Consider the following 23511-nt stretch of genomic DNA (forward strand, 5'->3'; position numbering starts at 1 on the left):
GCCAACCGGCAACCCTAGCCGCAAGCAGAAGCGGAAAACCCCGCTATTTCTTCAAACTGGCAGCGGCGCCTCGTCCATCAGCGCCACCTGCTCGCGCAACTCCAGGATGCGGTCCTGCCAGTAGCGCTGGGTATTGAACCAGGGGAAAGCCGCCGGGAAGGCCGGATCGTCCCAGCGCCGCGCCAGCCAGGCCGAGTAATGGATCAGCCGCAGCGTGCGCAGCGCTTCCACCAGGTGCATCTGGCGCGGATTGAAGTCGCCAAAGTCCTCGTAGCCGGCCAGGATGTCGCCCATCTGGCGCACCTGCTCGGCGCGCTCGCCGGACAGCATCATCCACAGGTCCTGGATGGCCGGTCCCATGCGCGCGTCGTCGAAGTCGACGAAGTGCGGGCCGGCGTCGGTCCACAGCACGTTGCCGCCGTGGCAGTCGCCGTGCAGGCGCAGTTGCGGCAACTCGCCGGCGCGGTCGTAGGCGCGGCGCACGCCGTCCAGCGCCTGCTCGGCGATGGCGGCGTACGCGGCTTTCAGGTCCGGCGGAATGAAGTCATGGGTCTGCAGGAATGCGCACGGCTCGGTGCCGAAAGTGTCGATGTCCAGCGCCGGCCGGTGCGCGAACGGCTTGGCCGCGCCCACCGCGTGGATGCGGCCGATGTAGCGCCCGGTCCACTCCAGCACCGCCGGGTCGCCCAGTTCCGGCGCGCGGCCGCCGTGGCGGGCGAACACGGCGAAGCGGAAGCCGTCGTAGCGGTGCAAGGTGGCGCCGTGCAGCGCCAGCGGCGGCACGGCCGGAATCTCGGCGCCGGCCAGCTCCTGCGTGAACGCGTGTTCCTCGAGGATGGCGTCGTCGCTCCAGCGGCCGGGACGGTAGAACTTGACCACCAGCGGCTTGTCGTCTTCGATGCCGACCTGGTAGACACGGTTTTCATAGCTGTTCAGCGCCAACAGGCGGCCATCGCCGCGCAGGCCGATGCTGTCGAGGGCGTCGAGCACGCAATCCGGGCTCAACGCGGAATAAGGGTGAGGTGCAGTCATAAGCGCCATTGTAAGCGTCGCGGGCGTGTATACTAGCGCCTTCCCCCAAATAAAAGAGCAAGTTATGCAACTCGATCAGCCCCTGAGCGAAAAAGAATTCGACGAACTGGACAACTTCCTGCTGTCCGACCGCACGCCCGAAGACGCGATGACCATGGACATGCTCCACGGTTACCTGACCGCCATCGCCATCGGCCCGGAAGCCATCATGCCGGCCGAGTGGCTGAAAAAAATCTGGGGCAAGGAAGACAGCGACGTCCCCACCTTCAAGCACGAGAAGGAAGAGCAGCGCATCATCCACCTGATCATGCGCTTCATGAACGAGGTGCTGGTGACGTTCGAGGTGGCGCCCAAGGAATTTGAGCCGCTGTTCGTCGAGCACGAGCACGAAGGCCAGACCCTGATCAACGCCGAAGCCTGGTGCTGGGGCTTCTGGGAAGGCATGGAGCTGCGTCCGGGCTCGTGGGATCCGATCTGGGATTCCGAGGTGGCCGACCTGATGCGCCCGATCTACCTGCTGGGCGCCGACGAAATCGAAGAGGAAGAACTGGCGCTGGTGGAAGACCCGGTCAAGGCCCACAAGCTGGCGCTGGAACTGGAAGCCAACCTGCCCAACATCTACAAGTTCTGGCTGCCGCGCCGCAAGGCCGGCGTCGAGACCGTCAAGCGCGAGGAGCCGAAAGTCGGCCGCAACGACGATTGCCCTTGCGGCAGCGGCAAGAAGTACAAGAAGTGCCACGGCGCCGAACAGGCGTAACACCGGCCCGATCGGCACAATGACAGAGGGCGGGTCCCTCTGTCTTAAAGTAGAATTCAGGCATCTTTGTTCAGGATGCCTATGTTTTCCCTCCCCTTCAAGCTGCCCACCACGGCCACCGCGCCGTTCTGTCCATCCGAAGTCGCCGGCACCGTCAGCGTGCCCGAGGGCGATCCGTTCTGGAAGAAAATCGTCCGCTTCGCCGGGCCGGGCCTGCTGGTGTCGGTCGGCTACATGGACCCGGGCAACTGGGCCACGGCGATCCAGGGCGGCTCGCAGTTTGGCTACCAATTGCTGTTCGTGGTCGTGCTGTCCAGCCTGGCGGCGATTGTGCTGCAGTGCCTGAGCATGCGGCTCGGCATCGTCACCGGCAAGGACCTGGCCGTGCATTGCCGCGAGCAGTATCCGCCGGCGGTCGGCAAGACGCTGTGGGGCTTCGCCGAGATTTCCATCATTGCCTGCGACCTGGCCGAGGTGCTGGGCTGCGCGCTGGCGTTCAAGCTGCTGCTGGGCGTGTCGCTGCCGGTGGGCGTGGCGCTGACCGCGCTCGACACCCTGATCGTGCTGGGCCTGAAGGGCAAGGGATTCCGCCAGGTCGAGGCGATCGTGCTCGGACTGATCCTGACGGTGGCGATCTGCCTGTTTGCCGAGCTGGTGTTCGTCCAGCCGGACTGGCACGCGGTGGCGGCCGGCCTGGTGCCGTCGATCAGCGCGCTGTCGTCGCGCGAGCCGCTGTACCTGGCCATCGGCATCCTCGGCGCCACGGTGATGCCGCACAACCTGTACCTGCACTCGTCGGTGGTGCAGACGCGCGTGGTGGCGCGCCATGACAGCGCCAAACAGCAGGCCATCGGCCTGTCGCGCATCGACACCGTCGTGTCGCTGCTGCTGGCCCTGCTGATCAACGGCGCCATCCTGGTGCTGGCGGCAGCCGCCTTCCACCAGCCCGGCAACGACCGCGTGCTGGACATCGACGACGCCTACCGCCTGCTGGAACCGGTGGCCGGCACGGCGCTGGCCGCCATCCTGTTCGGCCTGGCGCTGCTGGCGTCCGGCCAGAGCTCGACCTTCACCGGCACCATCGCCGGCCAGGTCATCATGGAAGGCTTTTTGAACATGAAGATCCCGTGCTGGCAGCGGCGCGCCATCACGCGCGGGCTGGCGCTGGTGCCGGCCATGATCGGCGTGATCGTGCTGGGCGAACACTCGGTCGGCAAGCTGCTGGTGCTGAGCCAGGTGGTGCTGAGCATGCAGCTGCCGTTCGCCATGTACCCGCTGGTCAGCCTGACGTCGCAACGCCGCATCATGGGCAACTTCGTCAACGCCTGGTGGACCACGGCGCTGGCGTGGTTCCTGTTTGCCATCATCTCGGCCGCCAACGCCTGGCTGGTGTGGCAAGCCTTCGCGGACTGAGGCGCAATTCGCCACCGGGTCAATCGGCATCAATACCGCGCGGCGGGCGCGGCGATATAAAAGAGATCCCTCGACGTCATCGGAGTGATCATGCTCATCGCCGCCCTGCTCGGCCTGGCCACCGCGGTCGCATTCGACTGTCCCCGGCAGATCGATATCCAGCAAACCACGCGCACCGCGGACCGCGCGTGGGAACAAGTCACCGACCACGGCCTCCCGCCCGCCGCGCTGCAGACGGTGGCGGTGTACGCCGACCATCCGGCGGAGGACGGCAGCCTGGTGCCGGACGCGACCACCACCACCGCCCGCACCGCCGTCACGCTGTGGCGCCTGCCGCCGGACTCGGCGCCATACTGGATGGCATGCGTGTACAGCAACTCCCGCGTGCTGCTGGCCAAGAAAATCCCGGCCGAGGCCAGGCAGTGCGCACTGACCGCCGCCCTGCGCGAACAGCAAGCCGACGACGTGGTGTCCTTTGTCTGCCAGTGAGCCGGCGCTACAATGGCGGCAGCCCTACCACAGTCATTGATGATGTTAAGAAAGCAAAACAACCTGCCGCCGCGCGTGCTGGCCACCGAGACGCCGGAACAGGCCGCCGCCAACAAGCTGGCGCGCGAGCAGCGCGACGCCCAGGTGCGCGGCGTCAGTTCGATACACGCGATGCGCGAGGCGATCAAACAGGCTTCGCGCGCGCTGCCGCCGCTGCCGCACGTGCCGCGCGTACGCGGGCTGACGGCGGCCACCTTCCGCGCGCGCGCCATGCAAGGCCAGCCCTTTTTGATCGACGGCGTGGTCAGCCGCTGGCCGCTGAGCGCGCAGACGCCGGCGCTGCTGCGCCAGCGTTACGGCCACATGGCGGTGCGCGCCCGCGTGGGCGATTACATCAACACCGCCTTTGCGCCGGACCGCGCCATGCAGGACATGACGATGGCCGAGTATCTCGACCTGGCCGAGCGCACCGAGGGCCTGCCGCCCTATCTCGGCAACCTGGAGCTGCGCGAGTTGAACAGCCAGTGCCACTGGCCGACGTGGTTCGACAAGATGGGGCCGGCGCGCTTCTGGGTCGGCCCGGCCGGCACCGTCACGCCGCTGCACTGCGATTACGACGACAACATCTTCGCGCAGATCTGGGGCAGCAAGCGCATCTTCCTGGCGCCGCCGCACCACGACGAATTTCTGTATACGAAGGAAGCCAGCGCCATGTTGTTCGGCTCGCCGTTCGATCCCGAGGCGCCGGACTATCAGCGTTTTCCGCTGGCGCGCCAGGCCGCGCTGATCGAGGTGGTGGTGCAGCCGGGCCAGATGCTGTACGTGCCGGCCGGCTGGTATCACCAGGTGCGGGCGCTGACGTTTTCGCTGTCGTCCAACCGCTGGGCGCGCGGGGTGCCGTTGCTGCTCTGTGGCAGTGACTGCTGACGGCACCACGGCGACCCGCACACCGCTGCGGCCAGGGTCAGACCCCAGAGGGGTCTGACCCTTTCGTCCGGGGTGAAAGCAGGCGCTACCCCGTCAGTCGCCCTGCGCGTCTTCCGGTTCCAGCTCCGGCGGCACGTTGTAGACGTAGGCTTTGCTGTCGAACATGATCTTCCAGCTCCTGGCCTCCAGCGGCGCGCCGTATTGCGTGCCCTTGGCGGTCACCGTCAGCGGACCGGGCAGCGGGCCCATCACCGGCGCCGTGGCATAGGTCCAGCGCGCGTGTTCGCAGCGCAGCGGTTCCTTGTCGACCAGGCCCTCGCCGGCGGCGGTCTGCTCCGCTGACGCCTCGGCCGACAGCTTGTAGTACTCGGCCACCTGCTTTTCCCATTCGGCGTGCTCGGCGTTGGCTTGCGCGCAGTCGCTGCCCGGATCGGCGTCGGCCGAGGCGCGGAAGGTGGCCAGTTCGGCGATGCGGTCGCCGTGCGGCGCCAGCACCACGTTGGAGACCGTCACCCGCTCCTGCTTCGGATTGAGCCCGCTCTGGGTCTTGATCACCCAGCCCCAGGTGGTTTCCGCCAGCGCCTCGAAGCGCACTTTTTCCGGCGTGATCGGCGCCGTCGTGTCGTAGCGCAGCGGCTCCGCCACTTCAACCAGGCCGTCGCCGCCCTTGCCGTCCGAACGGATCTGGAACACGCCGTAGAACTGGCCGGCGTTGCCGCTCAGCGAGGTGCCGCTGGCCACAAAATACAGCTCGTCGCTGGCGCCAACCGCCTCGATGCGCGCCTGCTGCACCACCCGCACCAGGTAGGGTTCATTGTTCTGGTCAACGTACAGATAGCCTTTTTTCTCCGGCGAATACTTGCCATAGTTGCGCGTCATCGATTCGTCGATGGCGTAGGCCTCGTCAATCTTGACCAGTTGCGGCCCCCGGCTGGCGTGGTAGTAGGCGGCTGCCACCAGCACGATCGCCAGCACGCCTAGCGTGGCCAGCACATACAGCACATAACGCCCCCAGCGGCGGCGCGGTTTTTTCTCAGGGGGCGGCGACTCGGTCGAGACGACCGGCGGCACGGGTTCCAGGATGTCGGACATGGTTTCTGCAGATCATTGTTAATAAGTTGATATCCACAAATGATAATGCCAACAAGAAAAACCCGGCGCGCGGTTCAGCGCGCGAACGCGGCCACCTCGTCCAGCGTGGGCGCCAGCCAGCGCAGCGGCGCGGCGATCGACGCCACCAGCGTCGCGTGGCTGACCTTGTCATGGTAGATTTCCCGCACCGGCACGCGCTGCGTCCGCAGCGCGGCCGCCAGCCTGGCGGTGTTGCGCGCCGGATCGACCAGCCGGTCTTCGCGCGCCGCGATCAGCAGCGCCGGTGGCGACGTCGCCGTCACATGGCGCAGCGGCTGCGAATCCGCCGGCGTGTCGGGGAAGTGAAACACCGGCTTGGTGGTCGGATTTTCAATCGGCAGGAAGTCGTACGGCCCCGCCAGTCCGATCCAGCCGCGCAGGTCGGATGGCGCCATGCCCTGCTCCGCCAGCCAGCGGCCGTCCAGCGCCACCATGGCGGCGTTGTAAGCGCCGGCGCTGTGGCCCATCACATACAGGCGCTGCGGATCGCCGCCGTAGCGGGCCGCCTCGCGCCTGGCCCATGCCACCGCCTGCGCCGCATCGCGCAGGAAGTCCGGATAGCTGACTTCCGGATGCAGCCGGTAATCGGCGATCACGGCGACAATGCCGCGCGACGCCAGCGCCCGCCCGACAAACGCATAATCGGCACGCTCGCCGGCCACCCAGTTGCCGCCGTAGAAGAACACCACCACCGGCGCCGGGCCGTGCGCGTTGCGCGGGCGGTAGACGTCCAGCTTGCGGCGCGGCCCGTCGCCATAGGCCAGATCGGTCGTGCGGTCGGCATCGCCGCCGGGCGACAAGGCATTCAGCGCGCTCAGCGGCGAACAGGCCGCCAGCGCCGTCAGCAACAGCGGCACGGCAAGCAGCAATTTCAGGGAAGATCGGTTCATGGCGCGCACAATGAAAGGAGACAGCCGGACTCTAGCCCAGCCGTCCCGCGCACACCGTGCGGCACAGCACCACAAATGAAAACGCCGGCGGGGCCGGCGTTGATGCGATGTCTATTTTTTCGCGGTCCACAGCCGCAGCGTGTAGCCGCCGCCCGGCATGCCGCGGCACATCGGACCGTCGGACGCCTCCAGCAGCTGGAAGCCTTCGGCCGTCCACAGCCAGCGGTGAAAACTGCCGCAATCGCCGATGCCGCGCCCCTTGCCGAACGAGCCCAGCACGCCGTTGTCGAACGACGGATTGAGGATCTCGTCACGCGGCTGGCCGCTGGCCGCCGGCAACTTGAGCTGCACCGGCGCGTATGGCTTGCGGTCGTTGACGCGCCAGAGTGTGAACGAAGACTGATACGCGCCGCGCCCGCATTCGCGCAGCACCAGCAGCTGCGTGGCCGACAGCCGGTGCACCTCGCTGAACGAGTCGGTGTTGAGATCATCGCTGCAATCGCCCAGCGGAATGGCCTTGAGCAACTGCGGCAGCAAGGCGGCATCGCTGGCGCGCGGCCTGGGCACGGGCGCGGCGCGCAGTTGCGGCGCCGGCAGCGCTGCCGGGACGGTGCTGGCCGGCTTGTCGCCCGGACGCGCCAGCGCGGTCACGGTGCCGATGCGGCCCTGCAGATCGTCGATCTTCAGCAGCGCCGCGTTCAAGCCGGCCAGCGACAGCAGCCACTGGTGCTTGCCGTCGGACACCTGCGCCGCGTCCGCCTTCTTCATGGCCGGCAGCAGGCGGGCGATCTGCGCCGCCGTCAGGTCTTCCTGGATGCCGCTGATGACGACATCGCCGACGCGGATGGTCAGCAGGCCGGTGTCGTCGGCCGACATGGCGCTCAGCTTGGCCTGCAGCGGCGCGCTGCCGCCGCCATCGCGGCCCAGCCACAGCGACACCGCCGGCTCGGCGTCCTCGGCCTGGTAGCCGACGACATCGCAATGGCGCGTGTTGTCGCAGCCCACCGCCCAGTCCTTGAAGCTGAACTGCTGCTGCGCCTGCACCTGCGACGCAACGGCCAGGCTCAGGCCGAAGCAGGCGCCCAGCGCCAGCAGCGAACGGCGCATTACAGCTTGATGAAGTGCTCGCGGTAGTACTTGAGCTCTTCGATCGATTCCACGATGTCGGCCAGCGCGGTGTGCTTCTGCGCCTTCTTGAAGCCGCTGACCATATCCGGCTTCCAGCGCTTGCCCAGTTCCTTCAGCGTCGACACGTCGATATTCCGGTAATGGAAGAAAGCCTCCAGCTTCGGCATGTAGCGCACCATGAAGCGGCGGTCCTGGCCGATGGTGTTGCCGCACATCGGCGCCTTGCCCTTCGGCACCCACTGCTTCATGAACTTGATCAGCTCTTCTTCCGCCTCGGCCTCGGTGACGGTCGATGCCTTGACCCGGTCGACCAGGCCCGAGCGGCCGTGCGTGCCCTTGTTCCAGGCGTCCATCTTGTCCAGCGTCTCGTCCGACTGGTGGATGGCGAACACCGGGCCCTCGGCCAGCACGTTCAGGTGCATGTCGGTGATCACCATCGCCACCTCGATGATGCGGTCGGTGTCCGGCTCCAGGCCGGTCATTTCCATGTCCACCCACACCAGGTTGAATTCGTTCTGGCGCGGCGTGGCGGCGCCACCTTCTGGCAATGCAGTAGCTTGTGACATAATTCTCTTCTCTTGGCTAAATTAATCCGAATCTGCCATTTTCTCACAGGCACAGAATGTATTCACTCGCGTTTTCGATTTTGTTCGTATCTTTCATCATTTTGACGCTGCTGGTGCGCTTCTGGCTGGCCGCGCGCCAATTGCGCCACGTGCTGGCCCACCGCCACGCGGTGCCGGCGGAATTTGCTGAAAAGATACCACTGGCGGCCCACCAGAAGGCTGCCGACTACACCGTCGCGCGCACCAAGTACGGCCTGCTGACGCTGATGGTCAACACGCTGGTGCTGCTCGGCTTCACGCTGCTGGGCGGACTGCAGTGGCTGTCGCTGCAGATTTTCCAGCTGACCGGCCCCGGCATGGTCTACCAGCTGGCGCTGCTGGCGGCGTTCGCGCTGATCTCCGGCCTGATCGACCTGCCGTTCGACTACTACAAGCAGTTCGGCCTGGAGCAGCGCTTCGGCTTCAACAAGATGGGCAAGGGCCTGTTCTTCAAGGACATGGCGATCTCGACGGCCATCGGCGCCGCCCTCGGCCTGCCGCTGGCGTGGGTGATCCTGACGCTGATGGCCCAGGCCGGCGACCTGTGGTGGGTGTACGCGTGGCTGGTGTGGACCGGCTTCCAGCTGCTGATGATGGCGCTGGCGCCGAACCTGATCCTGCCGCTGTTCAACAAGTTCACGCCGCTGGCCGACGAGGCGCTGAAAAGCCGCATCGAGGCGCTGATCAAGCGCGTCGGCTTTGCCTCGCGCGGCCTGTTCGTCATGGACGGCTCCAAGCGCAGCGCCCACGGCAACGCCTATTTCTCCGGCTTCGGCGCCACCAAGCGCATCGTCTTCTTCGACACGCTGCTGGCGCGCCTGCAGCCGCAGGAAATCGAGGCGGTGCTGGCGCACGAGCTGGGCCACTTCAAGCTCAAGCACATCGTCAAGCGCATGGCCATGCTGTTCGTGCTGTCGCTGGGCTTCATGGCGGTGCTCGGCTACCTGAAGCAGCAGCCGTGGTTCTACGACGGCCTCGGCGTCAACCCGCTGCTGCTGCCGGGCCAGGCCAACGACGCCATGGCGTTGCTGCTGTTCCTGCTGGTGCTGCCGGTGTTCACCTTCCTGTTCGCGCCGCTGGCCTCGCTCGGCTCGCGCAAGCACGAATTCGAGGCCGACGCCTTCGCCGCCCGCCACACCGACGCCCGCGACCTGGTGTCGGCGCTGGTCAAGATGTACGAGGACAACGCCTCGACGCTGACACCCGACCCGCTGCACTCGGCGTTCTACGACTCGCACCCGCCGGCCAGCGTGCGCATCCGCCAACTGAAACTGGCGGCCGCATGACGACCACCGTCGCCGCGCTGCTGGCCGCGCGCAGCCGTCCGCAAACGGCGGCGCTGGACGCGGCCGCCGCCGCGCGCCTGCTGGCGCTGCTGCCGGACTGGTCGCTCGACGGCGGCCGGCTGACGCGCAGCTTCGGCTTCCGCAACCACTATCGCACCATGGCCTTCGTCAACGCCGTGGCTTACCTCAGCCACAACGAAGACCACCACCCTGAAATGACCGTCACCTACAACACCTGCGTGCTGCGCTACGCCACCCACTCGGCCCACGGCCTGACCGACAACGACTTCATCTGCGCCGCCAAGGCCGGCGCGCTGTACGAGGCGCAGGCATGAGCGCACAGCGCACCGCCGTCATCATCGCCGCCCACGGCCGCCACTACCTGGCCGAGTCGGACGGCCGCAAGCTGCAGTGCGTCACGCGCGGCAAGAAGACCAACGTGGCGGTGGGCGACATCGTCCACATCACGCTGACCTCGCCCGACCAGGGCGTGATCGACCAGATCGCGGAACGCAAGACGCTGCTGTACCGCTCGGACCAGTACAAGTCCAAGCTGCTGGCGGCCAACCTGACGCAGCTGTTCATCGTCGTCGCCACCGAGCCCGGCTTCACCGACGACCTGGTGTCGCGCGCGCTGGTGGCGGCCGAGGCGGCCGGCATCCAGGCCCACCTGATCCTCAACAAGACCGACGTCGCCGAGGCCCTGCCGCGCACCCGCGAACGGGTGGCGCCGTACGCCGCGCTAGGCTACCCGGTGCACGAGGTGTCGGCCACCGCCCGCCCGGAGGAGGCGGTGGCCACGCTGCGGCCGCTGCTGGCCGGCCAGTCGTCGATCCTGATCGGCCAGTCCGGCATGGGCAAGTCCTCGCTGATCAACCTGCTGGTGCCGGAGGCCGACATCGCCACCCGCGAAATCTCGGCCGCGCTGGACACCGGCAAGCACACCACCACCTTCACCCGGCTGTACACGCTGCCGGACCTGGGGCCGGACGCCGCGATCATCGATTCGCCGGGCTTCCAGGAATTCGGCCTCTACCATCTGACCGAGGGCATGCTGGAGCGCGCCTTTGTAGAATTTGCGCCGTACCTGGGCCACTGCAAGTTCTACAACTGCCGCCACCTGATCGAACCGCAATGCGCGGTGCTGGCCGCGGTCGAGGCAGGCAAGATCGCCAAAATGCGCCACACGCTGTACGCACAACTATTGCACGAGTCATCACAGACACTGTATTAATTACAAGCTTGCGTCTATAATGCCTTGGAGCAAGTATCCTGGGGAAGCCGATGGACATGTTTGCGCTGGACGACGCGTTAGCCGACTGGGAGGCCACCCTGCCGTCCCAGCGGGGGCCGGCGCGCCTGCCGACGCTGCTGCCGCTGGCCTGGCATCTGCGCCAGCGCGACACCCCGCGCGCGCTGCAACTGGCGGCCGAGGCGCAGGCGCTGCTGGACCAGGCCGCCCTCCCCGCTGACGATCAGGCCGCGCTGGCGGCGCGCCTGCAACTGGTGCAGGCCGAGGCCGCGTGGCTGGCCGGCCAGCTGGCCGCCGCCGACGACCTGGCCGTGCAGGCCGGCCAGCGCTTCGCCGCGCTGCGCCTGCAACTGGGCTGCGCCGACGCCCACTGGCTGCGCGCCTGGATCGCCATCGACCACGGCCACCACGACCGCGCCGAAACCGAACTGGAACAGATGGCCGCCGCCGCCCGCGCCGCCGGCGACCTGCAGCGCTGCGCCATTGCCGACGCCGTCAACGCCCGCTGGGCCGTGCTGCGCGACCTGCCCAGCGCGCAACAGCGCTGGGGCCAGCGCTTCACCCCGGCCGAGGAAAACCAGCCCGGCGTGGCCAGCTGGATCTACGACTACTACGGCATCGCCGCCAGCCAGGTCAGCGACTTCGGCGCCGCCGCCGGCCACAACCTGCACTGCTACGAAGCGGCGCTGGAAACCGGCCAGCTGCGCATGGCCATCACCGCCGCCATCAACATCGGCCTCGACTTCACCGCGCTGAACGACCACGAGGCCGCGCTGGAATGGATGGAGAGCGCGCTGGAGCTGGCGCGCCCGGCCGGCTGGCCGCGCAGCATCGGCGCCTGCCTGACCCACACCGCCGACAGCCTGCGCCGCCTCGGCCGGCTGGACGCCGCCGCCGAGCTGCTGCAGGAGGCAATGCAGATCCTGGCGCCGCTGGCCGGCGCCCGCAGCTACGCCACCGCGCTGCAATACCGCGGCGACCTCGCGCTCGACCAGGGCAATTACGCGGTGGCGCTGGACGCCTTCCGCCAGCTGGCCGCGCGCGGCGACGCGCTCGGCCACGCCGACTTCCAGAGCATCGCCCGCCGCGGCCAGGCGCACGCGCTGTGCTTCCTCGACCGGCCGCAGGACGCGCTGTTCATGGCGCAGCAGGCCGCCACGCTGGCGCAAGCGCAGGCCGACCGCTACCAGCAGGTGGCGGCGCTGCGCGTGATGTCGCTGATCCACTTGCGCCATCCGCTGCCGCCGCCGCCCGGCATGACCGAGCCCAACGCCACGCTGCACTTCCTGCACCAGGCGCTGGCCGTGGCCGGCCACATCAACGGCTACACGCTGCCGGCCGACCTGCACGAGGCGCTGGCGCGCGAATACGCGCTGATCGGCGACTACCGCCAGGCCTACTTCGCCGCCCAGCAGGCGGCCGCCGCGCGCGCCCAGACCCACAGCCAGGACGCCACCAACCGCGCCATCGCCATGCAGGTGCAGCACCAGACCGAGCACGCGCGCGCGGCCGGCTTCCACCACCGTGAACTGGCGGCGTCCGAGGCGCGCCGCATCGAGCTGCTGCAGCAGACCACCGCCACGCTGGAACGGCTGTCCGTGATCGGCCAGGAAATCACCACCCACCTCGATGCCGGCGCCGTGTTCCAGGCGCTGTACCGCCACGTCCAGGCGCTGCTGCCGGCCGACTCGCTGGCCATCTACATGTGCGACCCCGGCTGCGACACCATCAGCCGCGTGTTCGGCATGGAAAACGGCCAGCCGCTGGCCAGCAACACCATCAACGTCGACAACCCGCGCGCCAACGCCGCCCGCAGCCTGCGCGAGCGCGCCGAAATCTACGTGCCCGACGCCGGCCCGGACGACATCTTCCTCGCCCCCGGCACGCAGCTGATGGCCAGCGCGCTGTACGTGCCGCTGCTGGTGGGCGAGCGCGTGCTGGGCGTGATGACAGTGCAGAGCCGCCAGCCGCAGGCCTACGGCGAGCGCGAGCGGCTGATTTTCCGCACGTTGTGCGCTTACGGCGCCATCGCGCTGGACAACGCCGAAGCCTATCGCCAGCTGAAGGATGCGCAGACCCAGCTGGTATCGCAGGAAAAGCTGGCGGCGCTGGGATCGCTGATGGCCGGCGTCGCGCACGAGCTGAACACGCCGATCGGCAACAGCCTGCTGATCGCCAGCACCTTGCTGCAAAAAACCGAGGAACTGGAAGCGCAGATGAACGGCAGCGGCCTGAAACGCTCGGCGCTGGCGGCCTACCTGGACGACGCCCGCAAGGCGCACGAGCTGGTGATGCGCGGGCTGACCAGCGCGGCCAACCTGGTCAACAGCTTCAAGCAGGTGGCGGTGGACCGCACCACCGAGCAGCGGCGCGAATTCAACCTGGCGCAGGTGTCGCACGAGGTGATCGCCACCATGATGAACCGCATCCGCGCCGCCAGCCACCGCATCGAGGTCGACGTGCCGGACTCGGTGATGATGGACAGCTATCCGGGGCCATACGGCCAGGTGATCGCCAACTTCATCAACAACGCCCTGCTGCACGCGTTCGAGCGCGAGGACAACGGCAGCATGTGGCTGCGCGCCCACGCGCCGGCGGACGGCCGGGTGCAGATCAGCTTCCGCGACAACGGCAGCGGCATCGCGCCGGAGCACATGTCGCGCATCTTCGACCCGTTCTTCACCACCAAGCTGGGCCAGGGCGGCAGCGGCCTGGGGCTATCGATCAGCTACAACATCGTGACCTCGCTGATGGGCGGCCTGATCACCGTGCACAGCTCGCGCGACGGCACCACCTTCACCCTCGACCTGCCGCTGACCGCCCCCGCCAACCAGACCGCCGCCACCGCGCAGATCTATCACTAGCCCGCGAAATATCAACTGTACTGCGCACCTCATGGGGTCATCTCAGCATCAGTCAGGGCCGGTGAGTCCCCGATAATTTCCTTTCGCTTGTTGAATTAAAAGCGTTGTGGCACCAATCAGCCAGCCAAGAATGAAACTGATGCCATAGCCTGCCAGCGGCACCGGGAACGCGCCGTACAACCAGGCGAAGCCGGACACCAAAAAGTACGCGCTCAAGGCCACCGCCGCCGGCCGCTGGTTGACGTCATTCGCCACAGCCAACGGGCTGAGGGATGTGAGCAATAAGCAGAGCCCGCCGCCCAAGGCCAGCAGGGGCGACACGTCCGCAGCCAGCTGAAAAATACCCTCGACGTGAGGCACGGCGGCAAGCGGATCTGGCCTGCTGGCGCAGATCAGCAAGGCAAGCAATGCGACTGGTGCGATCCAGACCAGCGATCGCCATCTGCGCTGCGCCAGAGCCCACATGACGGCCGCGGCGATCAAGCCTGTCAACTGTGACATGTCCGGCTGCCACGCCAGCATGGCCGCCATCGCTAGCGCGGCCAGCGCATATCCCGGCCGCCCGTGCATGCGGCAGCCGCGATCCATGAGTACGATTGCAGCGGGCATGATGAGCGCTGCAATATTCAGCAGCACAGGACCGACCGCGAGCCAGCGATGCACGCCTGACTGATGGGGCCCCACCAGGATGCTCAGCGCGAGCGCGGCGATCATCACCACCAGCAACCACGGTGGCGGCATGCGCCACCTGCGCAATCGCGCGCACAGTGCGACTGTAACGCACCACATCACCGGATTACGCAACCATAAACTCGGCCCTGCGCCGGTGGCGATGATCGCCACCGTGCCTGCCAGGACCGTCAGGCCGGAGCACACCACAAACATGAGCTGAAAACGGCGCTCCTGACTGGAGCAGGCCTTCGATCCATCCGGGTTGGGAAACGCAGTCATATTTTCTTCCGCACGTGACGGTCAGCCGACGGCCGACCTTGGCATTACATTGAGAATAACAGATTGCCTCCGTGCAAACTCATCAATTTTGCCTACACATGAACTTTTCACATGTTGTCGGGAATATACGGTTTGCGCGCCCAAGGCCGCTTCCTACAACCACATCCGGAAGACCACCATGAAAAAAATGTTCCTGAAAGCGATTACCGCCACTGCCCTCGCCGCCGCAGGCAACGCCTACGCCGTGTCCGACGCGGCCAACGACTTCCTGTCGGTCTACACCGGCAGCCATGACGCGGCGTTTGATGTGCTGTCGGCCGACGTCGCCTACAACGCCGCGACCAACGAGTTTGTTTTCCGTACCACCACCGCCGGCCCGATCGCTGGCGTGGCCGGCGCCGCCTATGTGTTCGGCCTTGATGTCGGTGGCTCGACCAACGCGCCGTTCGCCTCGGTCGGCCTGCCAGGCGTGACGTTCAACGCCACCGTCACGCTGCGCGCCGACGGCACCGGCAACGCCGGCGCCAACGCCATCAGCACCCACATCGTTGGCGACCAGATCTTCTCCACCGTGTCGGCCGCGCTGCTGCCGTCGAAGGGCCTGGCGCCGAAGGATTACACCTGGACCGTGTGGTCGATCGACAGCCGCGTGGCCGGCCCCGGCCGCCTGGCCGACTTCGCGCCCAACGCCAACATCACCGTCAGCGCCGTGCCGGAGGCCGACACCTACGCCATGCTGATGGCTGGCCTCGGCATGCTGGGCATGGTGGCCCGCCGCCGTTCGCGCAAGGGGGCGTGAGTTCCAACTGACAGCGTGCGCGATGGCGCCTGTGCGGGCACCGCTAAGTGCCTGTCTAGACAGGATATTCTGCGGTAATTAGCCCTACTCGCCGAATTGCCTTTATAATTGATCGGCTAAGCCGTAGCCATTCTGTCAGTTGTCATTATGCCCATGCAAAAACCGATCAAGCATTACCTGCAGTTTTCCGACCTCACGCTGGACGAGTATGAGTACGTGATCGAACGCGCGCATATCATCAAGCGCAAGTTCAAGAACTACGAGATCTACCACCCGATGATCGACCGCACGCTGGTCATGGTGTTCGACAAGAACTCGACCCGCACCCGCCTGTCGTTCGAGGCCGGCATGCACCAGCTGGGCGGCGCCGCCATCTACCTGAACACCCGCGACTCCCAACTCGGCCGCGGCGAGCCGGTGGAAGACGCCGGCCAGGTGATGTCGCGCATGTGCGACATCATCATGGTGCGCACCTACGGCCAGGACATCATCGAGCGCTTCGCCGCCAACTCGCGCGTGCCGGTGATTAACGGCCTGACCAACGAACACCACCCGTGCCAGGTGTTCGCCGACATCTTCACCTACATCGAGCACCGCGGCTCGATCGCCGGCAAGACCGTGGCCTGGGTCGGCGACGCCAACAACATGCTGTACTCGTGGCTGCAGGCGGCCGAGGTGTTCGGCTTCCACGTCAACGTCTCCACCCCGCACGGCTACGAGATGGACATGTCGCTGGTGTCCACCGACCGCTTCACCTTCTTCGCCAACCCGTCCGACGCCTGCGAGGGCGCGCACCTGGTCAACACCGACGTCTGGACCAGCATGGGCTACGAGGAGGAAAACGCGGCCCGCCTGAAGGCCTTCGACGGCTGGATCGTCGACAGCGCCAAGATGGCGCGCGCGGCGCCGGACGCGCTGTTCATGCACTGCCTGCCGGCCCACCGCGGCGAGGAAGTCGCGGCCGAGGTCATCGACGGCCCGCAGTCGGTGGTGTGGGACGAAGCGGAGAACCGCCTGCACATTCAAAAAGCGCTGATCGAGTACCTGCTGCTCGGCCGCATCGAGAACAAGTAACACCACCGTCATTCCGGCGCAAGCCGGAATCCATGCTGAGTATGGGTTCCGGCTTGCGCCGGGACGACGGCAGTAAATCAACCAACTGGGATCTATCATGAGCGACATTAAAAAAGTAGTCCTCGCCTACTCGGGCGGCCTCGACACCTCCGTCATCCTGAAATGGCTGCAGGATAACTACCAATGCGAAATCGTCACCTTCACCGCCGACCTCGGCCAGGGCGAGGAGCTGGAACCGGCGCGCGCCAAGGCGCTGAAATTCGGCATCAAGCCGGAAAACATCTACATCGACGACGTGCGCGAGGAATTCGTGCGCGACTTCGTGTTCCCGATGTTCCGCGCCAATACCGTGTACGAGGGCGAATACCTGCTGGGCACCTCGATCGCCCGTCCGCTGATCGCCAAGCGCCTGATCGAGATCGCCAACCAAACCGGCGCCGACGCCATCTCGCACGGCGCCACCGGCAAGGGCAACGACCAGGTGCGCTTCGAGCTGGGCGCCTACGCGCTGAAGCCGGGCGTCAAGGTCATCGCGCCGTGGCGTGAATGGGACCTGCTGTCGCGCGAAAAACTGCTGAAGTACGCGGAAGACGCCGGCATCGCCATCGACATGAAGCACAAGAACGGCGGCGCGCCGTACTCGATGGACGCCAACCTGCTGCACATCTCGTTCGAGGGCCGCCACCTGGAAAACCCGAGCGCCGAGGCCGAGGAATCGATGTGGCGCTGGACCGTCAGCCCGGAGAAGGCGCCAGACCAGGCCGAGTACCTGGACATCGAATACGAAAAAGGCGACATCGTCGCGCTGAACGGCGTGCGGCTGTCGCCGGCCGCCGTGCTGACCGAGCTGAACCGCCTGGGCGGCAAGCACGGCATCGGCCGCCTCGACCTGGTGGAAAACCGCTACGTCGGCATGAAGTCGCGCGGCTGCTACGAAACCCCGGGCGGCACCATCATGCTGAAGGCGCACCGCGCCATCGAATCGATCACGCTGGACCGCGAAGTGGCGCACCTGAAGGACGACCTGATGCCGCGCTACGCCGCGCTGATCTACAACGGCTACTGGTGGGCGCCGGAGCGCGTGGCGCTGCAGACGCTGATCGACCACACCCAGCAGACCGTCAACGGCTGGGTGCGCGTCAAGCTGTACAAGGGCAACGTCATCGTGGTCTCGCGCGACTCCAAGACTGACTCGCTGTTTGATACCACCATCGCCACCTTCGACGACGACGGCGGCGCCTACAACCAGGCCGACGCCGGCGGCTTCATCAAGCTGAACGCGCTGCGCATGCGCATCGCCGCCAACGCCCGCCTGAAACGCGGCCAATAAGCCGCATCCCGCCACGCATGGCCAAGGCCGCTCTCGCTGAGCGGCCTTTTTTTTGCTACATTGCTCCAACGTCCTGATCGGGAGTGGAGCCACCATGCTGAACAACCTCAGTATCAAGAAAAAACTCGCGAGCGGCTTCGGCGTCATCGTCGCGCTGATCGTCGTCCTGCTGGCCATGGCCTATGCCAACTTCACCAAGCTGTCGACCGCCAGCGGCTGGGACCTGCACACGCTGCAGGTGCTGCTGGAAGCCAACCAGATCGAGACCGCCATGGTGCAGATCCAGAGCTCGGCGCGCGGCTACCTGCTGACCGGCGACGCCAGCGTCACCACCCAGATCAGCGCCGAGGAAGACACGCTGCGCGGCCACCTGGCCACCATCACCCGCCTGACCGCCGACAATCCCGCCCAGCAGGCGCGCCTGCAGCGGCTGACGCCTTTCATCAACAACTGGCTGGACAACATGGTCAATCCGCAGCTGGCGGCGCGCCGCAGCGGTGCCGTGGCGCCGGACGCGGTGCTGGCCGGCGGCCGCGCCATGGCCGAGGCGCGCCGCATGATCAAGGACCTCACCGACGACGAGGAGCGGCTGCTGGCCGCGCGCACCCGCACCAGCCGCGCGCTGTCGCAGTCGATGATGCTGCTGCTGATCGTCGGCGGCGGCGTCTGCACGGTGCTGGCGCTGATCGTCGGCGCGCTGCTGCTGCGGGCGCTTGGCGAGCCGATCGGCAAGCTGGCGGCGGTGGTCGAGCGCATCGCCCGCGGCGAGCACGGCGCGCGGGTCGAGATCATCGCGCGCGACGAGCTGGGCCAGATGTCGGCCGCCTTCAACCAGATGGCCCAGGCCATCCAGGACAGCCGCGACAAGGAACTGGCGCAAACCAACGCGCTGCGCGCCAAGGTCGACGCGCTGCTGGTGGTGGTGTCGAAGGCGGCCGCCGGCGACCTGACCGGCCAGATCGGCGTGCACGGCGAGGACGCCATCGGCCAACTGGCCGCCGGCCTGGCGCGCATGCTGGCCAATCTGCGCACCCTGCTCAACGACGTGCAGAAGGCCGGCATCCAGGTCACCACCTCGGCCACCCAGATCGCCGCCTCGGCCAAGCAGCAGGAGGCCACCGGCGTCGAGCAGGCGCAGACCAGCATCGAGATCCTCAGCACCACCAAGGAGATTTCAGCCAATATCGGCGAGCTGGTGCGGACCATGGAGGACGCCACCAAGGTGGCCGACTACACCACCCACGCCACCGCCGACGCCCAGACCAACCTGCAGCGCATGGACGGCACCATGCAGACCATGGTGGCGGCCACCGACTCGATCAACGCCAAGCTGGCGGCCTTGTCCGAAAAAGCTAGCAATATCAACAGCGTTCTGATTACAATCACCAAAGTGGCCGACCAGACCAACATCTTGTCGCTGAATGCCGCCATCGAGGCCGAGAAGGCCGGCGAGGCGGGACGCGGCTTTTCCGTCGTCGCCACCGAAATCCGCAGGCTGGCAGACCAAACCTCCGTCTCCACCTGGGACATCGAACAGATGCTCAAGGAAATGCAGTCCGCCGTCTCGGCCAGCGTGATGGGCATGGACAAGTTCTCCGAAGAGATCCGCCGCAGCGTCGGCGAGGTGCGCCAGGTGACCCAACAACTGTCCGGCGTGATGGACCAGGTCCAGAAACTGGCCCCGCAATTCGACCTGGTCCTGCAAGGCATGCAATCGCAGGCGGTCGGCGCGGCCCAGATCAACGAAACCATGATGCAGTTGAACGACGCCACCCAGCAAACCGTGGAGTCGCTGAAATCGACCAGCGAAGCGGTCCACCAGCTGCAGTACGCGGCCGGCGGACTGCAGACCAGCGTCGCCACCTTCTCGGTGGCGGCCTGAACACACCATAAATCTGGCCGGTGTGGGAGAATGCCAGTTGCCATCTGGTACCCGCCTGCCCTGGAGAAAAAATGTTTAAAGACTTGAGCATCAAGACCAAGCTGTATCTGAGTTTCAGCGCCATCCTCGCCATCATCCTGGTATTGCTGGCCATCGCCTATAACCGCTTCAGCAGCCTGCAGGACGCCAACGCGTGGGACCGTCACACGATGGAAGTGATCCAGGCCATCGACCAGCTGCGCAACGACATGCTGCAGGTGCAGGTGGAAGCGCGCGGCTATTACCTGACCGGCACCCCGGACCGGCTGGCGCGCACCCGCAAGGAAATCAGCGATCTGCCGGAAACCATCGCCATGCTGCAGAAGCTGACCGCCGACAACCCGGTGCAGGTGGCGCGCTTCAAGCAGCTGGAACAGCAGGTCAAGGTGTGGAGCGGCGAGGTGATCGAGTCCCAGCTCAAGCTGCGCGAACAGATGGGCGACAAGCCCGGCGCCGCCGACGCCATGGGCCGCACCGGCCCGCTGGCGCACAACACCTCGGGCGTCAGCGAGATCTATAAATCGATGGCGGCCGCCGCCGCCGAGGAGCGCCAGCTGCTGGCCGAGCGCTCCAAGGCCTCCGACCAGTTGCAGGACACCATGCGCATGCTGCTGACCGGCGGCGGCGCCGTGTGCGTGGCGCTGTCGCTGGGCGTGGCCTGGCTGCTGGCGCGCGCGCTGCTGTCGCCGCTCAACAACCTGACCCACGCGGTCAACCGCATCGCCGCCGGCGACCAGTCGGCGCGCGCCGCAGTGCTGGCGGCCGACGAACTGGGCGAGGTGTCAACGGAATTCAACCGCATGGCGCAAGCCATCCAGGACAACCAGGCGCGCGAACTGGCCGACACCAACGCGCTGCGCGCCAAGGTCGACTCGCTGCTGGGCGTGGTGTCCAAGGCCGCCTCGGGCGACCTGACCGGCAAGATCGAGGTCAGCGGCGACGACGCCATCGGCCGCCTGGCGGCGGGCCTGGACCGCATGTTCGACAACCTGCGCGCGCTGCTCAACAACGTGCAGAAGGCCGGCATCCAGGTCACCACCTCGGCCACCGAAATCGCCGCCTCGGCCAAGCAGCAGGAGGCCACCGGCATCGAGCAGGCGCAGACCAGCGTCGAGATCCTCAGCACCACCAAGGAAATCTCGGCCAACACCTCGCAACTGCTGAAGACCATGGAGGACGCCACCGCGGTGGCCGACTACACCACCAGCGCCACCGCCGACGCCCAGAACAACCTGCGCCGCATGGACAGCACCATGCAGCACATGGTCAGCGCCACCGACTCGATCAACGCCAAGCTGGCGGCGCTGTCGGAGAAGGCCTCCAACATCAACAGCGTGCTGACCACCATCACCAAGGTGGCCGACCAGACCAATATCCTGTCGCTGAACGCCGCCATCGAGGCCGAGAAGGCCGGCGAGGCCGGCCGCGGCTTCTCGGTGGTGGCCACCGAAATCCGCCGCCTGGCCGACCAGACCTCGGTGTCCACCTGGGACATCGAGCAGATGCTGAAGGAGATGCAGTCGGCGGTGTCGGCCAGCGTGATGGGCATGGACAAATTCTCCGAGGAGATCCGCCGCAGCGTGGGCGAGGTGCGCCAGGTGACCGACCAGCTGTCCGGCGTGATGGACCAGGTGCAGAAGCTGGCGCCGCAGTTCGACGTGGTGCTGCAAGGGATGCAGTCGCAGGCCGTTGGCGCCGAGCAGATCACCGCCACCATGATGCAGCTGAACGACGCCACCCAGCAGACGGTGGAATCGCTCAAGGCCACCAGCGAGGCGGTGCACCAGCTGCAGTACGCGGCCGGCGACTTGCAAACCAGCGTCGCCAACTTCGCCGTGGCGGTATAAGCGGAGCGCGGCATGAAACTCCTCGTCTTCCACATCGGCGCCGACCGTTACGGCCTGCGCCTGCGCGATGTGGTGCGCGTGCTGCCGCTGCTGGAACTCAAGCAGCTGCCGCTGGCGCCGGACCCGGTGGCCGGGCTGATGGACCTGCACGGCGCCTCGGTGCCGGTGATCGATTTGAACCGCGCCAGCGGCCTGCCGCCCGGCGCCGACCACTTCGACACCCGCATCATCGTCGCCGACTACGTGACGCCGGACGGCGTCCACCACCAGCTTGGCCTGCGCGCCGAGCGTGTGCTGGGCGTGCAGGATGTGCGCGACGATCAGTTGAGCGACAGCGGCGTGCAAGCCGCGCCCTTCCTCGGCCAGGTGGCCAGCGACACGCAAGGCATGCTGCAGCTGGTGGAACTGGCGCAGCTGCTGCCAGCCGGTTTGCGCGCGCTGCTGTTCCAGGATAGCGCGGCATGACGCCGGCCCAGTCCCTGCTGCGCCAGGCCACCGGCCTGAATCTGTCCAAGTCCGTGGTGGACCGCGCCATCAAGAACCGCATGGCGCAAACCGATGTCGCCGACGCCGACGCCTATCTGCAGCGAATGACGCCGGCAGAAATGACCGCGCTGGTGGAGCTGGTGGTGGTGCCGGAGTCGTGGTTCTACCGCGACCCGCAAGCCTTCAACGCCATGACCGACTTCGTGCGCGCGCGGCTGGCGGCGGAGCCGGAACGGCAGATCCGCATTCTGTCGATTCCCTGCGCCGGCGGCGAGGAGCCCTACACCATCGCCATGGTGCTGACCGACGCCGGCATCCCGCCCGACCAGTTCAAGGTGGACGCCTTCGACATCAGCCCCACCTGCGTGGCGCGCGCCAAGAGCGGCATCTACGGCCGCAACGCCTTCCGCGCGCAGGAGCTGGCCTTCCGCGATTTGCACTTCACCAGCGCCGGCGACGGCGACTACCGCGTCAACGACGACATCCGCCAGCAGGTGCGCTTCAAGCAGGGCAACCTGCTGGCGTTCGACCTGACCGCGCGCGCCGGCTATTACGACGTGGTGTTCTGCCGCAACCTGCTGATCTACTTCGACAAGCCGACCACCAAGGCCGCCATCGCCAAACTGCGCGCGCTGCTGGCCGACGACGGCCAGCTGTACGCCGGCTACGCCGAGGTGCCGTCGTTCTGCCAGCACGGCTTTACGCCGCTGCCACACAACCTGGCCTTCGGCCTGCTGAAGGACCTCGCGCCGGCGCCCGCCGCCAAGCCGACAACATCGCTGGCGTCAACGCCAACGCCAGCGCCATCGCGCACCGCGCGTGGCCGGACCTCGGCGCCATCGCTGCCATCGCTGCCGGCTTCGCCGTCCGCGCCGGCGGTGGCGCCGCGCAACCGCGCTGCGGCCGTGCGCGCCGCCCCCATGCCGTCGGCCCCGGCGGCGGGCGCCGGATCGGCCCGACCGGCCAGGCCGGCAGCGACGGCAGTGCCGACGCCCGTCATCGCCGCCGACCTGCTGGCCGAAGCACGCCGCCTGGCCGACCTGGGCGACATCAAGGCCGCCGAGCGCCACTGCCGCGACCATCTGTCGTTGCACCCGGAATCGGCCGAAGCCTACTTCATCCTCGGCCTGCTGAACGAACTGACCAACCAGCCCAAGATGGCGGAAGACTACTGGAAGCGCTGCATCTACCTGCAGCCCGACCACTACGAAGCCCTGTGCCACCTGGCGCTGCTGGCCGAAGCCAACGACGACGCCAGCGGCGCCGCCGCGCTGAAAGCCCGCGCCGCCCGCATCTACAAACGCCAGCAAGCATCCTGAAGGCGCTAAC

General features: G+C 66.9%; 21 protein-coding genes. 15 read left to right on the forward strand and 6 right to left on the reverse strand.

Annotated elements, in window-relative coordinates:
* Nucleotides 1-51: 51 nt before the first annotated feature.
* On the reverse strand, nt 52-1032 hold the full coding sequence (locus tag FHW58_RS11890) for a serine/threonine protein kinase (RefSeq protein WP_229265144.1): 981 nt from the start codon (nt 1030-1032) through the stop codon (nt 52-54).
* Between the two features lie 64 nt (nt 1033-1096).
* Between FHW58_RS11890 and FHW58_RS11895 the strand changes: the two genes are divergently transcribed.
* From FHW58_RS11895 to FHW58_RS11910, 4 genes are all read left to right on the forward strand, one after another.
* Nucleotides 1097-1789, forward strand: a complete 693-nt coding sequence (locus tag FHW58_RS11895; protein WP_179673181.1) for a UPF0149 family protein — start codon at nt 1097-1099, stop codon at nt 1787-1789.
* 81 nt (nt 1790-1870) lie between these two features.
* Nucleotides 1871-3202, forward strand: coding sequence for an Nramp family divalent metal transporter (locus tag FHW58_RS11900; RefSeq protein ID WP_179673182.1), 1332 nt, complete (start codon nt 1871-1873; stop codon nt 3200-3202).
* 90 nt (nt 3203-3292) lie between these two features.
* Entirely contained in the window at nt 3293-3691 is a 399-nt protein-coding gene (locus tag FHW58_RS11905) for an STY0301 family protein (protein ID WP_179673183.1), read from the forward strand.
* Between the two features lie 39 nt (nt 3692-3730).
* Nucleotides 3731-4618, forward strand: coding sequence for a cupin-like domain-containing protein (locus FHW58_RS11910; protein ID WP_179673184.1), 888 nt, complete (start codon nt 3731-3733; stop codon nt 4616-4618).
* A gap of 93 nt (nt 4619-4711) precedes the next feature.
* On the opposite strand, the gene FHW58_RS11915 is transcribed toward FHW58_RS11910, so the two are convergent.
* The 4 genes from FHW58_RS11915 to orn all read right to left on the reverse strand — a co-directional run bounded on the left by FHW58_RS11915 (nt 4712) and on the right by orn (nt 8333).
* Complete coding sequence (locus tag FHW58_RS11915) at nt 4712-5710, reverse strand: hypothetical protein (protein WP_179673185.1); 999 nt, start codon at nt 5708-5710, stop codon at nt 4712-4714.
* A gap of 74 nt (nt 5711-5784) precedes the next feature.
* Nucleotides 5785-6639: an alpha/beta hydrolase gene (locus FHW58_RS11920; RefSeq protein ID WP_179673186.1), complete on the reverse strand. Its 855-nt coding sequence runs from the start codon at nt 6637-6639 to the stop codon at nt 5785-5787.
* 111 nt (nt 6640-6750) lie between these two features.
* Nucleotides 6751-7746, reverse strand: coding sequence for a DUF1176 domain-containing protein (locus FHW58_RS11925; protein ID WP_179673187.1), 996 nt, complete (start codon nt 7744-7746; stop codon nt 6751-6753).
* Nucleotides 7746-8333, reverse strand: a complete 588-nt coding sequence (orn, locus tag FHW58_RS11930; protein ID WP_179673188.1) for an oligoribonuclease — start codon at nt 8331-8333, stop codon at nt 7746-7748. Before orn ends, FHW58_RS11925 begins: the two co-directional genes overlap by 1 nt.
* 56 nt (nt 8334-8389) lie before the next feature.
* Here orn and FHW58_RS11935 point away from each other — a divergent pair, with 56 nt between their 5' ends.
* From FHW58_RS11935 to FHW58_RS11950, 4 genes are read left to right on the forward strand one after another with little or no spacing between them, the layout of a single operon-like run.
* The gene (locus tag FHW58_RS11935) at nt 8390-9658 is read left to right on the forward strand and encodes a M48 family metallopeptidase (RefSeq protein ID WP_179673189.1); all 1269 of its coding nucleotides are present in this window, start codon (nt 8390-8392) and stop codon (nt 9656-9658) included.
* Nucleotides 9655-9993: a 4a-hydroxytetrahydrobiopterin dehydratase gene (locus tag FHW58_RS11940; protein WP_179673190.1), complete on the forward strand. Its 339-nt coding sequence runs from the start codon at nt 9655-9657 to the stop codon at nt 9991-9993. Before FHW58_RS11935 ends, FHW58_RS11940 begins: the two co-directional genes overlap by 4 nt.
* Entirely contained in the window at nt 9990-10892 is a 903-nt protein-coding gene (gene rsgA, locus FHW58_RS11945; RefSeq protein WP_179673191.1) for a ribosome small subunit-dependent GTPase A, read from the forward strand. Before FHW58_RS11940 ends, rsgA begins: the two co-directional genes overlap by 4 nt.
* Before the next feature lie 50 nt (nt 10893-10942).
* Entirely contained in the window at nt 10943-13774 is a 2832-nt protein-coding gene (locus tag FHW58_RS11950) for an ATP-binding protein (protein WP_179673192.1), read from the forward strand.
* A 48-nt stretch (nt 13775-13822) separates the two neighbouring features.
* Here the strand turns inward: FHW58_RS11950 and FHW58_RS11955 are convergent, their stop codons facing one another.
* Complete coding sequence (locus FHW58_RS11955; RefSeq protein ID WP_179673193.1) at nt 13823-14725, reverse strand: hypothetical protein; 903 nt, start codon at nt 14723-14725, stop codon at nt 13823-13825.
* Nucleotides 14726-14903: 178 nt separating this feature from the next.
* Here FHW58_RS11955 and FHW58_RS11960 point away from each other — a divergent pair, with 178 nt between their 5' ends.
* The 7 genes from FHW58_RS11960 to FHW58_RS11990 all read left to right on the forward strand — a co-directional run bounded on the left by FHW58_RS11960 (nt 14904) and on the right by FHW58_RS11990 (nt 23501).
* Nucleotides 14904-15524, forward strand: a complete 621-nt coding sequence (locus tag FHW58_RS11960) for a PEP-CTERM sorting domain-containing protein (RefSeq protein ID WP_179673194.1) — start codon at nt 14904-14906, stop codon at nt 15522-15524.
* 147 nt (nt 15525-15671) lie between these two features.
* Nucleotides 15672-16598: an ornithine carbamoyltransferase gene (gene argF, locus FHW58_RS11965; RefSeq protein ID WP_179673195.1), complete on the forward strand. Its 927-nt coding sequence runs from the start codon at nt 15672-15674 to the stop codon at nt 16596-16598.
* Between the two features lie 97 nt (nt 16599-16695).
* Nucleotides 16696-17928: an argininosuccinate synthase gene (locus FHW58_RS11970; RefSeq protein ID WP_179673196.1), complete on the forward strand. Its 1233-nt coding sequence runs from the start codon at nt 16696-16698 to the stop codon at nt 17926-17928.
* A 94-nt stretch (nt 17929-18022) separates the two neighbouring features.
* The gene (locus FHW58_RS11975) at nt 18023-19810 is read left to right on the forward strand and encodes a methyl-accepting chemotaxis protein (protein ID WP_179673197.1); all 1788 of its coding nucleotides are present in this window, start codon (nt 18023-18025) and stop codon (nt 19808-19810) included.
* A gap of 71 nt (nt 19811-19881) precedes the next feature.
* Entirely contained in the window at nt 19882-21696 is a 1815-nt protein-coding gene (locus tag FHW58_RS11980; RefSeq protein WP_179673198.1) for a methyl-accepting chemotaxis protein, read from the forward strand.
* 12 nt (nt 21697-21708) lie between these two features.
* Nucleotides 21709-22161 (forward strand): chemotaxis protein CheW, encoded by a 453-nt coding sequence (locus tag FHW58_RS11985; protein ID WP_179673199.1) that lies wholly within the window; start codon nt 21709-21711, stop codon nt 22159-22161.
* On the forward strand, nt 22158-23501 hold the full coding sequence (locus tag FHW58_RS11990) for a protein-glutamate O-methyltransferase CheR (protein WP_179673200.1): 1344 nt from the start codon (nt 22158-22160) through the stop codon (nt 23499-23501). The genes FHW58_RS11985 and FHW58_RS11990 overlap by 4 nt, the downstream gene beginning before the upstream one ends.
* Nucleotides 23502-23511 lie beyond the last annotated feature (10 nt).

This window comes from Duganella sp. 1224, from assembly GCF_013408245.1.
Taxonomy (GTDB): Bacteria; Pseudomonadota; Gammaproteobacteria; order Burkholderiales; family Burkholderiaceae_D; genus Rugamonas.

What these genes read in the sequence shown, in the direction of transcription:
- FHW58_RS11910 (WP_179673184.1), top strand. Translation starts at nt 3,731, where the DNA reads ATGATGTTAAGAAAGCAAAACAACCTGCCGCCGCGCGTGCTGGCCACC.
- FHW58_RS11920 (WP_179673186.1), bottom strand. Translation starts at nt 6,639, where the DNA reads ATGAACCGATCTTCCCTGAAATTGCTGCTTGCCGTGCCGCTGTTGCTG.
- FHW58_RS11960 (WP_179673194.1), top strand. Translation starts at nt 14,904, where the DNA reads ATGAAAAAAATGTTCCTGAAAGCGATTACCGCCACTGCCCTCGCCGCC.
- orn (WP_179673188.1), bottom strand. Translation starts at nt 8,333, where the DNA reads ATGTCACAAGCTACTGCATTGCCAGAAGGTGGCGCCGCCACGCCGCGC.
- FHW58_RS11900 (WP_179673182.1), top strand. Translation starts at nt 1,871, where the DNA reads ATGTTTTCCCTCCCCTTCAAGCTGCCCACCACGGCCACCGCGCCGTTC.
- FHW58_RS11915 (WP_179673185.1), bottom strand. Translation starts at nt 5,710, where the DNA reads ATGTCCGACATCCTGGAACCCGTGCCGCCGGTCGTCTCGACCGAGTCG.
- FHW58_RS11970 (WP_179673196.1), top strand. Translation starts at nt 16,696, where the DNA reads ATGAGCGACATTAAAAAAGTAGTCCTCGCCTACTCGGGCGGCCTCGAC.
- FHW58_RS11935 (WP_179673189.1), top strand. Translation starts at nt 8,390, where the DNA reads ATGTATTCACTCGCGTTTTCGATTTTGTTCGTATCTTTCATCATTTTG.
- FHW58_RS11950 (WP_179673192.1), top strand. Translation starts at nt 10,943, where the DNA reads ATGGACATGTTTGCGCTGGACGACGCGTTAGCCGACTGGGAGGCCACC.
- FHW58_RS11980 (WP_179673198.1), top strand. Translation starts at nt 19,882, where the DNA reads ATGTTTAAAGACTTGAGCATCAAGACCAAGCTGTATCTGAGTTTCAGC.
- FHW58_RS11895 (WP_179673181.1), top strand. Translation starts at nt 1,097, where the DNA reads ATGCAACTCGATCAGCCCCTGAGCGAAAAAGAATTCGACGAACTGGAC.
- FHW58_RS11975 (WP_179673197.1), top strand. Translation starts at nt 18,023, where the DNA reads ATGCTGAACAACCTCAGTATCAAGAAAAAACTCGCGAGCGGCTTCGGC.
- FHW58_RS11985 (WP_179673199.1), top strand. Translation starts at nt 21,709, where the DNA reads ATGAAACTCCTCGTCTTCCACATCGGCGCCGACCGTTACGGCCTGCGC.
- FHW58_RS11905 (WP_179673183.1), top strand. Translation starts at nt 3,293, where the DNA reads ATGCTCATCGCCGCCCTGCTCGGCCTGGCCACCGCGGTCGCATTCGAC.
- FHW58_RS11955 (WP_179673193.1), bottom strand. Translation starts at nt 14,725, where the DNA reads ATGACTGCGTTTCCCAACCCGGATGGATCGAAGGCCTGCTCCAGTCAG.
- FHW58_RS11940 (WP_179673190.1), top strand. Translation starts at nt 9,655, where the DNA reads ATGACGACCACCGTCGCCGCGCTGCTGGCCGCGCGCAGCCGTCCGCAA.
- FHW58_RS11990 (WP_179673200.1), top strand. Translation starts at nt 22,158, where the DNA reads ATGACGCCGGCCCAGTCCCTGCTGCGCCAGGCCACCGGCCTGAATCTG.
- rsgA (WP_179673191.1), top strand. Translation starts at nt 9,990, where the DNA reads ATGAGCGCACAGCGCACCGCCGTCATCATCGCCGCCCACGGCCGCCAC.
- argF (WP_179673195.1), top strand. Translation starts at nt 15,672, where the DNA reads ATGCCCATGCAAAAACCGATCAAGCATTACCTGCAGTTTTCCGACCTC.
- FHW58_RS11890 (WP_229265144.1), bottom strand. Translation starts at nt 1,032, where the DNA reads ATGACTGCACCTCACCCTTATTCCGCGTTGAGCCCGGATTGCGTGCTC.
- FHW58_RS11925 (WP_179673187.1), bottom strand. Translation starts at nt 7,746, where the DNA reads ATGCGCCGTTCGCTGCTGGCGCTGGGCGCCTGCTTCGGCCTGAGCCTG.